This is a genomic window from Thiomonas sp. FB-6, from assembly GCF_000377645.1.
Lineage (GTDB): Bacteria > Pseudomonadota > Gammaproteobacteria > Burkholderiales > Burkholderiaceae_C > Thiomonas_A.
Genome location: NZ_KB898482.1, coordinates 1 through 16,612, shown reverse-complemented (window position 1 = coordinate 16,612; position 16,612 = coordinate 1). Strand labels below are relative to the sequence as shown.

General features: G+C 62.8%; 12 protein-coding genes. 10 read left to right on the top strand and 2 right to left on the bottom strand.

Annotation, left to right across the window (positions count from 1 at the left end; all coding sequences use genetic code 11):
• Positions 1–57 precede the first annotated feature (57 nt).
• The 5 genes from D466_RS21480 to D466_RS24450 all read left to right on the top strand — a co-directional run bounded on the left by D466_RS21480 (position 58) and on the right by D466_RS24450 (position 7,307).
• Positions 58–4,119, top strand: a complete 4,062-nt coding sequence (locus D466_RS21480; protein WP_081629922.1) for an EAL domain-containing protein — start codon at positions 58–60, stop codon at positions 4,117–4,119.
• Between the two features lie 18 nt (positions 4,120–4,137).
• Positions 4,138–5,076 carry an HD-GYP domain-containing protein gene (locus D466_RS22830; RefSeq protein WP_231385703.1) on the top strand — a complete coding sequence of 313 codons (939 nt, stop codon included), beginning with the start codon at positions 4,138–4,140 and terminating at the stop codon, positions 5,074–5,076.
• 166 nt (positions 5,077–5,242) lie between these two features.
• A complete protein-coding gene (locus D466_RS25140; protein WP_018913760.1) occupies positions 5,243–5,812 on the top strand; it encodes a HigA family addiction module antitoxin in 570 nt (189 codons plus the stop codon).
• A gap of 284 nt (positions 5,813–6,096) precedes the next feature.
• On the top strand, positions 6,097–6,858 hold the full coding sequence (locus tag D466_RS23930; RefSeq protein ID WP_156004206.1) for a hypothetical protein: 762 nt from the start codon (positions 6,097–6,099) through the stop codon (positions 6,856–6,858).
• Positions 6,855–7,307, top strand: coding sequence for a hypothetical protein (locus D466_RS24450; protein ID WP_196803465.1), 453 nt, complete (start codon positions 6,855–6,857; stop codon positions 7,305–7,307). Before D466_RS23930 ends, D466_RS24450 begins: the two co-directional genes overlap by 4 nt.
• 339 nt (positions 7,308–7,646) lie before the next feature.
• Here D466_RS24450 and D466_RS23330 read toward each other — a convergent pair whose 3' ends face one another.
• Positions 7,647–9,236, bottom strand: a complete 1,590-nt coding sequence (locus D466_RS23330) for an RNA-directed DNA polymerase (protein WP_081629921.1) — start codon at positions 9,234–9,236, stop codon at positions 7,647–7,649.
• A gap of 41 nt (positions 9,237–9,277) precedes the next feature.
• Here D466_RS23330 and D466_RS0110945 point away from each other — a divergent pair, with 41 nt between their 5' ends.
• From D466_RS0110945 to D466_RS0110935, 3 genes are all read left to right on the top strand, one after another.
• Positions 9,278–10,051: a hypothetical protein gene (locus D466_RS0110945; RefSeq protein ID WP_156004204.1), complete on the top strand. Its 774-nt coding sequence runs from the start codon at positions 9,278–9,280 to the stop codon at positions 10,049–10,051.
• A 99-nt stretch (positions 10,052–10,150) separates the two neighbouring features.
• On the top strand, positions 10,151–11,557 hold the full coding sequence (locus tag D466_RS21465; RefSeq protein ID WP_156004202.1) for a replication initiation factor: 1,407 nt from the start codon (positions 10,151–10,153) through the stop codon (positions 11,555–11,557).
• Positions 11,558–11,768: 211 nt separating this feature from the next.
• Complete coding sequence (locus tag D466_RS0110935) at positions 11,769–12,788, top strand: site-specific integrase (RefSeq protein ID WP_018913757.1); 1,020 nt, start codon at positions 11,769–11,771, stop codon at positions 12,786–12,788.
• Between the two features lie 605 nt (positions 12,789–13,393).
• Here D466_RS0110935 and D466_RS0110925 read toward each other — a convergent pair.
• The gene (locus D466_RS0110925) at positions 13,394–14,305 is read right to left on the bottom strand and encodes a WYL domain-containing protein (protein ID WP_038166031.1); all 912 of its coding nucleotides are present in this window, start codon (positions 14,303–14,305) and stop codon (positions 13,394–13,396) included.
• A gap of 419 nt (positions 14,306–14,724) precedes the next feature.
• On the opposite strand from D466_RS0110925, the gene D466_RS23925 reads away from it, so the two are divergent.
• Positions 14,725–15,234, top strand: a complete 510-nt coding sequence (locus D466_RS23925) for a hypothetical protein (protein WP_156004200.1) — start codon at positions 14,725–14,727, stop codon at positions 15,232–15,234.
• Positions 15,235–15,392: 158 nt separating this feature from the next.
• A protein-coding gene (locus tag D466_RS0110915; protein WP_156004198.1) for an IS3-like element ISThsp4 family transposase occupies positions 15,393–16,573 on the top strand; the annotation gives its coding sequence in 2 pieces (ribosomal slippage) (positions 15,393–15,639 and positions 15,639–16,573; 1,182 coding nt in all).
• Positions 16,574–16,612: the final 39 nt, after the last annotated feature.

Sequence of the window (16,612 nt, the reverse complement as noted above, 5' to 3'; positions counted from 1 at the left end):
GCGGACAATTTCCGCATAAGCCAGGCTTTGCCCGGCACTGCCTCCGTGCCTACCGCCATGAACTCGTCGACCCTAGCCGCGGCCTTGCAGTTGCCCGTGCAGACCCCCGGCGGGGAAACGGAGGCGCTGCGCCTGGCCGCCTTGCGCCATCTCGGCGTCCTGGATACCCCCAGCGAGGCGGTATTCGACGACCTGACCGCGCTGGCCGCGCGCTGGTGCGGCACCCCGGCGGCGGTGATCTCGCTGGTCGACAGCGACCGCTTGTGGTTCAAGAGTTCGCATGGATTGCCGTTGCGCCAGGTTCCCCGCACCGGCTCGCTGTGCGCCCGCGTGGTCGCCCAGGATGCCCTGCTGCACATCGAGGACACGCTCGAGGCCGGCGTGCACCCCGACGCCATCGCGCTACCCGGCGGGCGCATCGCGCGCTTCTATGCCGGCGTGCCGCTGAGACTGTCGAACGGGCTGAACGTGGGCGCGCTGGCCGTCGTCGCCTACCAGCCGCACCGGCTCGACGAGGCCCAGCGCGATGCCTTGCTGCGCCTGGGGCGCCAGGCGGTGGCGGCGTTGGAAGCGCGCCGGGCCATGCAGCAGCTGCTGGCGGCCCGTGCCAAGCTGGAACGCCGCGCGGCCTTCAACGCCATGCATGCGCGGGCCAGCCAGATCATCGCCACGGCCAAGGAAGAGCTGCCGATGCTGCAGGCCGTCTGCGATACGGCCGTGCAACATGGCGACATCCGCCTGGCGTTCATGTCCCGCCCCGGCGCCGGCGGGCGCTTCGAATTCGTCGCCAGCGCGGGGGATGCGGCCTACCTGGACGGGCTGGACCTGCGGGTGGACGCCGCGCACGCGCTGGGCAAGGGCCCGGTCTCGCAGGTGTGGAGAACGGGGCAACCCTATTTCGCCGCCAGCGTGGACGCGGCCCCCGAACTCGCGCCCTGGCGCGAGCGCGCGCTCAGCTTTGGCGTGAGGTCGACCGCCACCGTGCCGGTGCGCCGTGGGGGCAAGGTGTGGGCCACGCTGAGCGCGCACCTGGGCCAGCCCGACGCGCTGGACGCGGAGGCGCGGGAGATCCTGGTCGAGCTGGCGCTGAACCTGTCGCAGGGGCTGGACTGGATCGACGCGCAGCAGCGCGAGCTGGAATTGCTCGAGTTGCAGGGCACGCTGCTGGACCACACCCTGGCCGGCATCCTGATCAAGTGCGAGCGGCGCATCGTGAGCCTGAACCGGAGCTTCGCCGCGATGCTCGGCTACGACCATCCCCAGGAGCTGGAGGGCCGGCCCGCGCGCATGCTCTACCCGGACGATGCCGAGTACGCGCGCGTGACCGGGCTGCACGAGGAACTGGCAAGGCACGGCCAGGTGCGCGCGATGGACGTGCGCCTGCGCCGCCGCGACGGCAGCGAGCTGCTGTGCGATGCCTCCGCCGGCATGGTGCGCAAGGGCGCGCCCGGCACGATGGTCTGGACCTTCGTCGACGTGACCGAGCGGGTGCGCCTGCAGCGCGAGCTTCGTCACGAGGCGCTGCACGACGCGCTCAGCCAGCTTCCCAACCGCCGCGCGCTGGAGGAGCACCTGCCCAGGGCGCTGGCGCGCGCGCGCCGCTCCGGCAAGGTGGTGGCGGTCGGCTTGATCGACCTGGACGATTTCAAGGCTGTCAACGATACCCTGGGCCACGAGGCCGGCGACGAACTGCTGCGCGGCATCGCGCGGCGCCTGGCCGGGCTGATGCGCGATGCCGACATGCTGGCGCGGCTGGGCGGCGACGAGTTCGTCGTGGTGCTGGAGGACCTGGACGAGCACGAGCTGCACGCACAGCTCGAATCGATTCTCGCGCGCCTGCACCGGGCGGTCGAGACGCCCTTCGAGCTGGACGCCGAGCATCCGGTGCGGGTCGGCATGACTCTCGGGCTGGCCGCCTTTCCGCAGGACGGCGCGGACGCGGACGCGCTGCTGCGCCAGGCCGACGCCGCGCTGTACCAGCTCAAGGCCCGCAAGCTCGACCGCCCCAGCTGGTGGCAGCTCAGCGTGCGCGACGAGGACGCTGACGACGTCGAGCCGCGGGAGTACCCCTCCTACGGCGCCGACGCCGACACCCTGCTGCGCGCGCATGGCGGGATCCTGCTCGAGGCGGTCTCACGCTTCGTGGAGCAACTTCAGCAGTCCGTGGCCGACGACTCCGCGGGCGACGGCGCCTGCGCGGCGCTGCTGCGCTGTCTGCGAGACGACGAGCTTGCGCGGCTGGCGCGCAGGTACGCGGAGCATCTCCAATTCCTGGTCTCGCAGGGGCTGACGCCGCCGGCCGTGCAGCAACGCGCCGAGCCGCTGGGGCAGCTGCAGGCCCTGGTCGGGATCGAGGCGGCGGAGTTGATTCCGCCGATGGCCCTGCTGCGGCGCATGGCCATGGAATGCGCTCTCGCGGCGCGCCTGACCTCGCGCACCCGCTACCGCCTGCTGCGCCTGCTGGAAGAACGCCTGCAGGACGACCTGCAGGCCCAGCTGCGCGCGGCCTGCCGCACCCTGGGCACCTACTTCGGTACCCTCACCCTGGGCCGCGCCCCCGAACCGGGCGCGCCGTGGCGCGACGTACTGCAGGCGCTCATCGAGCCCGTGGGCACGCTGCCGGGCCTGGTCGCCTGCTCGGTGCTGCGCCCCAACGCGCAGGAGATGTTCGAGGTCGAGGCCTCGGCCGGCGCGGCCGCGGATGCCTTGATCTCCCTTTCCCGCGCCGGAAACCTGGCCTTGCCGCTGCGGCGCGACAAGGCCGAAGGCCAGGGACTGGTGCTGCCGGCCTGGCAGACGCACCGCGTGCAGACGACCTCCGACATGCAGCGCGACGGCCGGCTGCAGCGCTGGCACGCCGTGGCACGCGCGGTAGGCGCGCGCAGCGCGGCGGCCATTCCGGTGGTCCCGACCCCGGGCCGCTGCGCCATGGTGATCGTGCTGCTGGGGCGCCACCCGGCGCAGTTCGAATCCCCCTGGATGCGCGAGTTCATCCGCGGCCTGCAATCCCGCGCCAGCCATGCCTGGCGGGGTGCGCGCGCGCCCTCGGCGGCGTTGCTGGTGTCGCGCAGCGAGGCCCAGACCTACCGCGAGCGCCTGTTCGACGGCGGGCTGCAGATGCACCTGCAGCCGGTGGTCGACCTGTACACCGGCGAGTGCATGAAGGTCGAGGCCCTGGCACGCCTGCGACTGGCCGACGGCCGCATGGTCCCGCCGGGCATGTTCCTGCCCGTGATGGGCGAGGCCGAGCTCGACGGCCTGTTTCGCGGCGGCCTGGAGCAGGTGTGCCGCCAACTGCGGGAATGGGACGAGCGCGGCCTGCGGGTCGAGGCGGCCATCAACCTGCCGCCTTCCTCGCTGCTGGATCGCCAGTGCCCCGGCTGGGTCGAATCCACGCTGGCGCGTCATGGCATCGAGCCGCGGCGGCTGACCCTGGAACTGCTGGAGACCCAGGAGATCGACTTCAAGGATCAGAGTTCGGCGCTGCACCGGCTCAAGGCCCTGGGCGTGCGCCTGGCCATGGACGATCTCGGCGCCGGCTACAGCAGCCTGCAGCGCCTGGCGCAGTTGCCCTTCGACGTGATCAAGGTCGACCAGGGCATCTGCCTGAACATGCGCAAGGACCCGCTGCAGACCCTGGGTCTGATGCGTTCCATCGTGCGCCTGGCCGCCGAACTGGGGCGCGCCCTGGTGGTCGAGGGCGTCGAGGACCTCGGCGTGATCGAGGCCGCGCTGGAGTGCGGTGCGCGCTACGCGCAGGGCTACGGCATCGCGCGGCCGATGCCCGCGTCGATGTTTCCCGGGTGGGTGCGCGACTACAGGCCCTGCGCGCGGCCCAGGGAGATCACCACCTACCTGGGCCTGCTCGCACGCTGCGCGAACCTGCGCAAACCCCCGCTGTCGCCGGCGCGGATGCTTCGGGACGACCATTCGGTCCGACGCTTCCTGAGCGAGCGGGAACCGGCACGCAGCGGGCTCGCCGACTGGTATGCCCGCCTGGCGTCGACGGGCGATCCGGGCGATGCGGACGAATCGCGCGGCGGCGGCTGGCTGGACTGGCTGGCCCGTCAGGCGCGCTCCGAGACCGCGGACCCACGCGCTGCCAAGGCTTCGGCCTGATCGACTTCCGGAGTTCCCATGCCCATCCATCCAGGCCAGCCTCCCAGCGGAGGCGTCATCGGAATGGCCAACCGGCTGGCGCGCGACGTGCGCTCCATGGCGGATGCCCGCGAACACCTGCAGGCCCAGGTCACGGCCAACCGGGCCGGTGTGGAAGCCATGTTGTGCGGCCTGATCGATACCTTCAACCCGCATCTCGGCGGGCACGGGCGGCGTGTGGCCCGCCTTGTGGATCTGCTGGCCGTGCGCTTCAAGGTGTCCTACCCGGCCCACCAGGCACTGCGCCACGCCGCGCTGTTCCACGATATCGGCATGCTGGGCGTGCAACGCGCCGTGCTGTTCACTCCCTGGAGCGAGTTGACGGAGACCGATCGCAGCCTGATCCTTTCCCACCCGGACATCGGAGCCTCGCATTTGCGGGTGCTCCCCTGGTACGAGGCCTCGGCGGTCGCGGTGGCCGCGCATCACGAGCATTGGGACGGCAACGGATTCCCCAGACGCCTGGCCGGCGAGGACATTCCGATCGGCGCGCGCATCCTCGCGGTCTGCGACACCTACGATGAAATGCTCAACAAGCCGGCCGATGCCCCGGCGCAGTTCAGCGAACTGGAGGTCCTGGAGCATCTGCGCCAGCATCGCGGGCACCAGTTCGACCCCCGCGTGGTGGACATGTTCCTGAGCATCGTCGAGGTATCGTCCCCGCACGAGGAGGAGCGCAAGCTCCCCCAGGGGGAACTGCCGGTGGCGCTGTCGGAGCTGCAAGTGGGCCGCTGCCTGTCGCGCGACCTGATGAACGTGGAGGGGCTGGTGCTGCTGACCAAGGGAACAGTGCTGGCCGAGGCGAACGTGCTGAGGCTGCGCGTCCTGCGCGGCATGAACTCCGTCGTGGAACCGGTGTACGTGCACGAGTGCGAGCAGCCCGGCAGCCGGGGGGGGGCGGAACTTTCCGCCGCATGATCCCGGCGTCCTCTCGGGCCCGTCTTCGCGCGCTGTTGCCCGTTGAAGTCCGTCGTTCCCCTCACGGCAAGCTCGGAACCCTTGCGTAGGTCGGGGTGCCGACTACGCCATCGCTTCGCCATCCCGCACGATTGATAGCTGATACGCGACACCTTGCAATCGGCCCGTGATCCGCACCTTCCGCCGTGCGGGCCTGGAAGCCTTCTACCGCACGGGCGGCAAGGCTGGCATCCAGCCGCACCACGCGGCCAGGTTACGGCTGCTGCTGACCGCCCTGGATGCTGCCAGGAGCGCGCAGGACATGGGTGCGCCGGCGTGGCGACTGCACCCGCTGCCCGGCCGACCGGCCGGGCATTGGTCGGTGTGGGTGAACGGCAATTGGCGCTTGACGTTCCGCTTCGAAGTCGCGGACGCCGAACTTGTCGACTACCAGGACTACCACCAGGGGAAGAACATGAGCATGCACGACCCGGCGCACCCCGGCCAGGTGTTGCGCGAATGGTTGCCCGAGGGCATGACGGTGACCCAGGCCGCGCGAGAGCTGCACGTGGCGCGCGTGACCTTGTCCAAGGTGCTGAACGGGCAAGCCGGCATTTCCGCCGTGATGGCGCGGCGGCTTGCCGTCTGGCTGGGTACCTCGCCCGATATGTGGGTCAACATGCAGGCGAACCACGACCTGTGGCAAGCCCGCAAGGTGCGGCTTCCGGACATCAAGCCCCTGCGAAGGGCTGCCTGAGCGCTCGGCGCTGCTGAGCGAGGGGCAGTCCGATCGGGTCGTGGTGGGCCCTGCGGGGCTCGAACCCGCAACCAACGGATTATGAGCGGAATTTTACTAAGTTCTTTCAATACCTTAGACTCGCCTTCGCTCACCGATCTTCGTCAAGGCTCGCCAAGAGTGTCACGCCGATCCTCCACTGACTTCCAGGTCCGTGCCCTCGGACGGCTATCGTTCCTGATGGAGTCGTTCGTAGTTGTCGAGACGCCGGCCTGCGTATGCAGAGGCACAAAAGATTAATAAACATGTCACGCACTCCTGATCAATCACCGCTCGTTCGGACCAAATCGCAAGTGGTCGTGTTACTGCTGGCCTTGCTTGGCTTGGTATTGATAATTATCGGGAATGCCGTAAATTTCACGTACTGGGATATCAACTTCGGGCAGACAATTGCTAGCGTTGGGGCTTTATTTCTAGTTATTGGTGTCCTGCAATGGTTTTTTGATCGGTACGTCCGAGCCTCCTTTTTTTCGGAGATCCGCGAGGAAATAGTTGGGAATTCTCGCGTCGCGCAATCTGGAATTGCTGATTTTTATATTGACTCGAAGTCCGTGGTGTTTAATGAGTTCTTTGCTACATCTAGTCAAATAACAATCGGCGTAAACTATTCGAGTAAGTTAATCGATAATTGCATTGACCTATTGCGCTCTCGTACGGAAAACAAGAAAAGAACAACTATTGTCGCCGTGAAATCAGGCGGGGACGCTGCAAAATTCCTCATCAAAGACTATAGTAGTGCAGACGTCGAAGGTGGGTTAAGAAAAATTCGCGAGTTGGTTGCGCATATAGATGCTAACCATGCAGATCCAAGTAGGCGGCTCATTGAGATCTTGGAGGTCGATACAATTCTTCGATATTCGTTCGTGAAATTCGATGGTAGAATCTGGATAGTTATTGGCACCAACGGCCTCGGCAGGCGAGCAGTTCCCGGGTTTTTTGTTTCGAACGGCACGCCTTGGTTTGATCATTTTGAAAAAGACATTTTAATGCTTCTTCAGCGAACATGAAAATCACAAATGATCTCACGAGAGAACTGGCGCACCTGCTAGAGCAGCACAGCCGAGCCGAAATTGACAGGGCACTAAACGAACTGGTTGCCCCAGAAGATCGGCCTGAGAGTTGCACAATTCTGGTCAATAAAGGTCTCCATTTCTTTCCGGCGCATTTATTCGTGGGCGAAACTTTTATCTTCTCGGAAGGGTCGCTGGACCTTTCGTCTGCCGAATCACTCGAAAGTCTTCTAATTAGTCGATTAAAAGCGTTAGCTTCATTTCTTAAGAGCAAGAAATGGTCGTCCGTAAACATAATAATCTCCGGTCATGCTTCGCTATGCATGCAAGTGAAGCTGGCCGTTTACCGAATTACGCGGATAGAGAGCACCGATTGGGTTTTCGACGGGGCGGGTCATTACATTCCGCTCAAATTTTCGCTGCGATCCGTCATCTCATCTGACTAGGCTCATGCTCCTGGCGGAGCGTCGAACAGGGGGGGTGGAGGTTTGGCAACTGATCTTGTCTGGTAAATCGTTTCGCCGCATGACTGCGATGTCGCCAGGAAGGTTTTCCCGAATTTAAAATGGCTCTTTTGAACGAGATCTTGCGCATTTGGGAAATCCACGCAATTCTCGAAGCTAACCCTTCACATTCCGCGCCTAAAGAAGCTGTGACCGCGTCGGAGGCTGCTTCAGTGGAGGTATTTGCGGATGGCCTGTTTCATTGGAAAATTGGGGCGTCACGTAAGATATTAGCCGGGGGGCGTGTAAGCTTCTAATGAGTGCAAGGGGTGTCATTGACGATTAATATGGAATATCGTCGTCGTCCCACGGATCCGCCGCTTTGGGTGGCACAGAAACCGGTGAGCCATCAAGGACCCACTTGATCAGCCACTTGTCCAAGCGATCTAGTTGCGGCGCTCGCGTTAGCGTCTGCAGCCATTTAGAGCGTTCGTCGCTCGATAGTATTTGAGCGGCTAATATTATCGATCTCCTGTCCCAGGACGAGGATCGCAGCACTTCGCTCTTGTGCGCTTTTACCCACGATTGATTGCGTAATGTAATCGAGGCCACTGCCTGGGGGCGGAGCGATTTGCTTGCGTACACGAACTGGCGAATAGCGCGCGCCTGAAGCAGGGTCTCGTGTCGAGAAAAGTACCACTCAAACCACATTCGGACGGATTGGAGATACATTACGTGGCTTTGCGCGATTGCAATGAGGCGCGGCAAATGGATGGCTATAAAATTTGCGTCTGTGACGGCGTCCAGGTAGAGCGCTATGTCGTTAACAGCGGGTGCAAAAAATTCCAAGTTATCTAGCAGGGGCGGTGCTATGGCTGATATGGAGTTTGCACGCGCTCTGCGCACGATAGCGCGAATGACACCGAGGTCTATGGTGTCAAATCGCGAGATGCGGGTTATCGCGTCAACCAGGATCTCGCCTGAATCTGGCGCTGCCTCAGCTTCATTGGTAGCTACCTCCATGTCATAGGGATTAACGACCTCGATGGCTTCCAATATGTTAAGCTTTTCAAGCTGGTATTGATTGTTCAGCTCTCGTCGCAAAAAATCTGTCGATTCGCTAACTTTTGTTTTTATCGGCGCCAACGATAGACGCTGCGTCTCATGCATATAGACGCAGAAATCTTGCAGTAGCGCCTGCAGTTGCTCCTTCGATTCGCCGAAAACTCGAAAATCATCAACATATCGTACGTGCTCGAAGCCTCGCGTATGGATGAATTGATCTGCGTCTATTAATACGGCTTCGGAAATCACAATGCTGGCCGCCGGTCCAACTGGCACGCCTTGGGAAGCTTTTGTGTTCATTGCGAGCAAGAGATTTTCGATCTCTTTGGAAATTGCGCCCGTTCCGCCATCGCTATTCAGTGCCAATTGAATGGCGTTTTGTGCGCGATGCAGATATATCTTGTTGTAGAAGTCCGCGATATCTATTGATAGCACGTACTTGTTGGAAGCGCCAAGTTGTTCACACCGCTGACGATAAACTTGAAACCCAGAGCCATGAGAAAAGAAGCTAGAATGATCTTCGATGATTCGATATGAACAAGCGACGTCCCGAGGTGCACGCGCCGCCTCAACCTTGGGTGCAACCGCTTTTGCTAGGGCAGTGTAAATTATTGAATCAATCGGCTCCAGTCGGTGGACGATTCGGAATCCACTTGTCGGTTTTGGCCAAGCGATGATGACGGGCGCAGGAGACTGAATTTGATCCAGAGTTGAGTCTAAAATCGCCTCCCGCACATCCCTCCATGAATAGGATATTGCAATAAACTCTTCGATGCGAGGATAAAAGTCGGTATCGTAGTAATCTGTGACATGGCGAAGAGCAAAGTCCAGGACTGCTTCATCTATGTAGTGGCGGAGTTTGCTCATGATGATGGATGACGTCAGCGGCGGGAAAAGGGGATGTCCTGGTGAGCAAAGAATTCGGCAGTCTGTCAAAGACGCAGTTCCAGAACTTAATCGCGAGACTTCCAGAAGTGAAGGGGCAGCGCGACGAGATGGCGAGCATGTTGCACAACATGTCTGAAGCGAAGTTCGACGCCTTGATGGGCGAGGATTTCAGCTGGGGCGGGATCTACGAGCTGTCATTTGTCGAGCACTTGGCTGTTGTCTTCACCGGCTTTGGCCGTACCGAGTGGCTGACAGCCGCGGCGGCAGCCCCGGACCCCCAGCAGCGCGTCCTTGACGCTATGGATGAGGATGACGATGGGCCGGATGAACTGCCGCCCGGGGTGGAGAAGGGACACGTGGTCGCTTTGGTGTTCTCCCTGCAGAGGACGGTTCTGAGCATCCAGTTGTACCAACGCAGCCTATCTGCCTTGGTGAAGGATGTTAGGGAGACTGGCAATCTGGACTCTCTGTTCAAGGTCATACGAGTTGACCGCGCCGCGATGAGTTGCCCCAGCATCGCCCAGCACATCGCTCGCGCTGAGCTGCGAGGCGACAAGCGGTTCTTCACCCGACTGCGCAATGCGCTCAAAGGCCCCATACGCAAGCATTGGGAGGGCATGGCAGATCTTCGCTACTCCCTGGTCGTCCTGCGGGAGCTGGGCTTCGACAAGCTCACCGACAATCAGCTCGAGCAGCTTCTGGTGCATGACCTGAAGGTCTACCCGAACACGCCCACAGCGCGCAAGAACCTGCGTGCGCAGTACCAGCAGTCGCGGAAGCTGGGAACCATCTGAATTTCCGATCTGAGATGGTCGCCGGATCGACTAGCGATGTATGGAATGCGTATCCGTTCCAGGAAGCTTTTGCATGCCTGGCGCGGATGGAGCAAGACCATGCATCAACCTCACAATGGCCCGGAACGGCAACCGCAGATGCGGGGGCCCGGGCAAGACCTCGACCCATCGGCCGCCCCGGGCGGTGACAGCGCCTCAGGCGCTGCCGCCGGGCGGGGCGGAACGGGTGCGCCGCCTAGTAACACAGCACCTGATAACTGCAATTTCCAGTTCCAGGCCCTTCGTTGGGGGATCGACAGCCTCTACCTCTCCTACCCCGGAGAACTCAGCCCCGAGGCAGAAGCCAAGCTGCGGGAGCTGAAGGCGTTGGCTCAAGGGTCCGAGGACCTTGCAAGCCGTGCGCAGATCCAACTCGGGGTGCACGTCTTCGAGGTACGCGACAAGGGAGCCGGTCTGTTTCCCTACGTCCTGTCCGACGACGCCTTCCGCCTCCAGATCAGCGGGAGTCAGTCGAAGAGCCTTCCCATGGCCTACGTGCAGGTGTCGAGCCGCCTGCTCAGCCATCGCACGCCGGAGGCCATCGAGGAGGAGCTACGCCTGGTGCTCGGGGCCCTTGGCGACATTCGCTCGGCCACCGTCAGCCGCGTTGATCTCTTCGTGGACTTCGCGTGCAGCGTGGACATGGAATCCTGGGGCCGGGAAGCCTGGGTGACGCGGGCCGGTGCCGTCAGCCAGTACGCCAGAAAGGGGAAATTCACCGGATGGAGCATCGGCGACGGCGGAGCGCTCATGGCGCGTCTGTACAACAAGGGCATCGAGTGCGAGCAAAGCGGCAAGACCTACCTGCTCGATCTGTGGCGACAAGTCGGGTGGCAGGAGCACTTGCCGGTGTGGAGACTCGAATTCGAGTTCCACCGGGACTGCCTGCGGCAGATGCAGATCGGGGAGGACGAGGGGGGAGTTGCTCTGCGTGGCCTGCATGCCATCCTGGCTGCGCGCAGTGGGCTGTGGAGCTACGCCACGACCGAATGGCTCAAGCTGGCGATCCCCTCCGAGACGGACCAGACGCGCTCGCGTTGGCCGATTCATCCGCTGTGGGGGTTGCTGTCCTCGGTGGACTGGGAAAGCCCTGGCGGGCCGCTGCTGCGGTCCTATGAGGCGACTCGTGCACCGAGTCGGGCCTGGCTGGGCCAGCGCACGTTGTCGCTGCTCGCGTCCATGGCCAGCGTGGCGGGGCTGCCATCGCTCGATGCCGCCGCTGCTGAACTGATGCTGCAAGCCAGCCAGGCGCTCTCCAATCGGTACGCGCTCAGCGGCTTGTCGCTGGATGACGGCTTCGCCGAGATGGTCCAGGCCAACAACCGGCGCTACAACGTCGCGCTCAATCCGCCGCTGGTGCCGAAGCCTCCGGCCTCGGCGGTTCCGCTCGGCGTGGATACCGGCGCGATCAAGCTCAAGGACGGCGAGTCCCTGAACCCGTACGAACGGGCCTCCAGGGGGCAGTGATGGAAGACCCTGGCCTGCCTTTGCCTGCGGCCCGGTGTCTGTCGAAGGACCAGGCCGCCGCCTATCTCGGGATCGGCGTCACGCTGTTCGATCAGCTCCGGGTGCCGTGCGTGTGCCTGGGCCGTCGGCGCGTGTGGGATCGCGTTGACCTCGATGCCTGGCTCGACGAACATAAGGGCGAGCGAAGGCGGGCCAGAAAGGAGGATTCAACATGGCCCGTACAGAAGGTGTCTACCGGAGGAAGGATTCCCGATTCTGGTGGATCAATGCGACGCTCCCCAACGGCCAGCGAGTACGCCAAAGCGCTGGGACTGAAAGCCGAGAGGATGCCGAGGCGCTGCTTGCCAAGCTCAAGCTCGACGCCTACCGAGGGCATCACTTCGGCATCAAGCCCCAGCGATCCTGGCAGGAAGCTGCCGTTCGGTATCTCGAACTGAAAAGGAACCTGCGAAGCTTCACCACGACTCAGCAGATCTTGCGCGCGCTCGACCCTTTCCTCGGCGCTTTGATGCTCGATCAGATCAACGGCGACGTGATCTGGAAGATCATCGAGGCAGGCCGCAAGCAAGGGCTGAAGCCCGCGACGATCAATCGACGCCTGGCCTGGTTGCGCTCCGTGCTGCGCATGGCACGCGACGACTGGCAGTGGATCGACGTGATCCCCAAGATCCGCATGCTTCCTGGCGAGGTGGAGCGGGACCGCTGGTTGACCCGGGCAGAGGCCGATCGACTGATCGCGGCCTGCGCCCCTCACCTGGCGGCCCTGGTGCGGTTTGCCCTTGCAACGGGGTGCCGTGCGTCCGAGATCACCGGGCTGGAATGGTCAAGGGTGGACCTGGCGCGGCAAGTGGCCTGGCTCAACCGGACCAAGAACGGCAGTCCGAGGGGAGTTCCGTTGAATGTCGATGCAGTGGCAGTACTAACGGAGCAGCAAGGCAAGCATCCGCGCTTTTGCTTCGTGTACCGGGGCCAGCCCATTGGTTGGGAGATGACCAACACCGGGTGGCACACGGCACTGAGGAAGGCGGGGATCGAGGACTTCCGGTTCCACGATTTGCGGCACACCTGGGCCTCTTGGCACCGGCAGGCGGGAACGTCCTGCGACGAGCTGAAGGACCTGGGCGGCTGGAAGTCGCGGGTGATGGTGGACCGCTATGCCAAGTTCGCAACCGAGAACCTGCTGGCGGCTGCGGCCCGGATCGAGTCGGTCCGGGCGCGTGACACGGCGTGAGGCTTCACGTCACGTTTGCGTCACGTTTTCGCGGCCGTCGCAGGCTGTGAGAGCGCTCGGAGTCCCGGGAATGCTGGTGGGCCCTGCGGGGCTCGAACCCGCAACCAACGGATTATGAGTCCGTCATAATAGGATATACATGCTCGTAAGTTGTTGAAAATAAACGTGTGCGATGTGCGAAGTGGGCTCAAAAAATGTACATGCATGTACACGAACGTCCGGCAAGCGGATGCCCCGCCGTCTTGCGTTAGCCACGCCTGAGACGCATCACCGCAGCGCAGATGTTGGGAACCTCTCCTGGTCTAGAAGTTCCGCCAGGCAGCGGCACCGGTTTGCGAGCAGTCGTTAGCGCGAGCATAAGCTGGTCGAGGGCCAGCTCCCATCGACAGCAGCGGTTGAACGCCTCATCGAGCGGGTCTAGGCCGAGAGTGCCTGCGCTCCCCAGGATTAAGCTGCCGTAGATGGCAATGGTCTCGCGAAAGGGGTGATGTCCCTCTCATGACGACTTGTCCGGCCATCCACACCCCGCCCAGGGACGCTCGGCAGCTCGTCAGGCGGCACGTCAGGCTGCAGTGCTTCGGCCACTCAATAATTCCTGAGCAGCCTCACCCCTTCGCAGCGTCGTTGGGTAAGAAGTCGGCGATGTCGGCTCGATTACGTAGCGTGATTTGTTGGTCTTGCGGGGGCTCGACGCCCTCCTTGAGCAGCCGCAGCGTGCGCAGCGTGTAGAAGAGCATCGATTGGCGGCACTGCAGTGTGGTGCTGCCGTCGACCATGCCGTAGTCCAACGCAATCGCATGCTGCTGCTCGGGACTCAGGGCGGGGTGCGGCGCCAGAACAAGGGGGACAAGTCGGTGCCAAGCTTCGTCCTGGCTCCCATCGCTGCCGGGAACATCGCTCGGACTCACTTCCAGGAAGCGCCCCATCTGGAAGTCCAAGAATTTCTTCCGTAGCGAGCAATAGGCTCGCACGTGCCAGCGCATCCCATCATGGGCAAGGGCGTGAGGGGCAAGGACTCGCTCCTCAGGGTGTGGAGTCCACATGGACTGGTAGAGCACCCTGAGCGCCTTGCGGCCGCGTATGGCTTCCAGCATCTGCAGCAGCACGTCGGGACGTGCGATGCGACTCGGCCGTGGCATCACGCCGATGTCCGGTGACCAGCCCACGAAGCTGAGCTCTTTCGGGGTAGTCCCGGCAGCGCGGGACAACAACTCGGCAAGGTAGCGCTCCGGGTTGTTTGCAGGGAAGAGGGGCTGGAACTCCTCGGTGGCGACGTAGGTGCGCGAACTACGGTCGTACACAGCGTTGCGCGGAGCGAGCTCGAGATAGCGCCCGATATCCATCGATGCCTTGGGCGTGGAGATGCTGAAGAACGACATCAAGTCCGACCGGTTCAGGCGGCCTTCCCACCGCAGTCGGAAGTCGATGAACTCGAGACGGCGTCCTTGTCCCCAGTGACCAGCGGGGTCCAAGGGGCCCGAGGCCGCGCCTGGGGGTGTGTGTTGCGTGTTGTCCATGGCCGCATTGTGCCACACGTACACAAACTGGACGCGTATGTTTTCTACGCGTACACTTTCTATTCGTTTTAAGCGCAGTGCGGAACCCCCACCGCCCGCGAGCCGCCACGTGGCGACTCGCAAGTTCCTTAACAGCTTGGGCTCAAGCATCGACTGGCCTCCCGGAGTAGAAACGCCCGGCCCAGCCGCTGACTTGATACGTGTTCGCCCGGAACGAGCGAGCGGCGGCACATGCTGCCAGGGTGGCTCCAGAGAGTCACAGCATTGTTGGATAGGCACGGGGCGCCTGAAAGACCCCAGGAAGCGGCGCGGAAAGCGCCAGAAACTTGACGGGCAGTTCAGTGCTGCGCATGACAAGCACGAACTGTCTTGAACACCATGCGCGAACACAGTGTTCGCCATCAACTACGGATAAAAACATGAACAAAGATAGCAATCACCACGACCTGAACACCGAGGTCGCCCCTTCAACCCGCCCGAAGGGCGTGTCCTATAAATTTCGTGCGGAGTGTGAATCCGACTCCTTTCTCGTGAGGGTCGCATTTGCAAATTGGGTTCTCGGGTGGCACGAGCGTCGGGACTTCCCGTACCCAGACGTCGAGGTTGAGATGGAGCTTTTGGAGTCGGCGCCAAAAATCGAAGAGTTGAGCTGGTTCATTCAGCAACTCGTCGATTGCCACGTCATCGAAGAGACCCTTGAGCTAAGTCAGCACTACACCGGTGAGCGGCGCGATAGGTCGAGGCAATCAGTGCGGCCATTGGATGAAATCATTTCGACCGTACAAAATCCGCTCTCGAGGGCCCCGGAAGCATTGAAAAACCGTGGAATTCGCGCCCAAGTGGCGGCGACAGCGTTGCGAAAGATGCTTCCGCCGAGCGCGAAGGGGTCCAAAGATGTCGCGGTAAGAAACATCCTCTCGGGTGCTTAGACTCCGCAGGTCACCTCATACCGTGAACATGCCGAGCAGTCGGCATGTTCAAAGCAGTCAAAAAATAGGAACAATCATGAACAAGAAAATGAGCTGCCTGCCGTTTTTCGTCTTCCAGGAGCCGATGTGTAGCATCGAGACCTGAAGGACGAGACGAAGTGAAGACGATCCCGAAACAGCAGTACACGGCCGAGTTCAAGGAGCAGGCCGTCAAGCATGCCCAGGCGGTTGGCGTGGGTGCGGCAGCTCGCGAACTGGGGCTGGTGGAGCAGACGCTGCGCAACTGGGTGAAGGCTGCCCAGGCCGGCCATCTGGCGGGCGCCGGCGCGAAGCCGGTGACGCCGGAACAGATGGAGCTGTCGCGGCTGAGGGCGGAGAACGCCCGGCTGCGGATGCACGTGGACATCTTAAAAAAAGCGACTGCGTACTTCGCCAAGGATGCGCTGTGAAGTACGCGTGGATCGACGCGCAGCGCCGCGACCATCCCCTGCCTGAGCTGTGCGAGGTGCTCGGCGTGAGCATCAGCGGCTACCGCGCCTGGCGCCGCGGCGGCAAGCCCGATCGCACCCGCCTGAGCGATGCGCAGGCCCTGACGCTGATGCGCAGCATCCACGCCGAGTTCAAGGCTGCCTACGGCTCGCGGCGCATGCACCGCGAGCTGCAGGGGCGCGGCCATCGCATCGGCCTGCGGCGGGTGGAACGACTCATGCGCGAGCACGGCATCCGGGCGCGCCACAAGCGACGATTCAAGGCGACGACGGATTCGAGGCATTCCCTGCCCATCGCGCCGAATCTGCTGGCGCGCAACTTCGCGCCCGAGGCGCCGAATCGAGTCTGGACCGGTGACATCACCTACATCCAGACCGGCGAGGGCTGGCTGTACCTGGCCATCGTCCTGGATCTGTTCAACCGCGAGATCGTCGGCTGGTCGATCAAACCGCGCATGACCGCGGACATCGTCACCGATGCCCTGACCATGGCGTGGTTCCGGCGCAAGCCCGAGGCTGGAATCGTGTTTCACAGCGATCGCGGAAGTCAATACGCAAGTGCCGCCATGGCGGCCAAGCTGCACGACTTCGGCATGAGCGCATCGATGAGTCGCAAGGGCAACTGCTGGGACAACGCGCCGACCGAGAGCTTCTTCAACAGCCTCAAAAACGAGCGGGTGCACGGCACGTCGTACCCGACCCGCGCCGATGCGCAGGCCGACCTGTTCCAGTACATCGAGGCGTTCTACAACCGGAGTCGCCGCCACTCCACGCTGGGCTACTGCTCGCCGATTCGCTTCCTGGAGGAGTGGCTCAGCAAGCATGGCGATCAGCCATCCATGGCGGCATGAGAGCGGCCATCTGGAAGGCGAAATTCGACGGGCACCTCA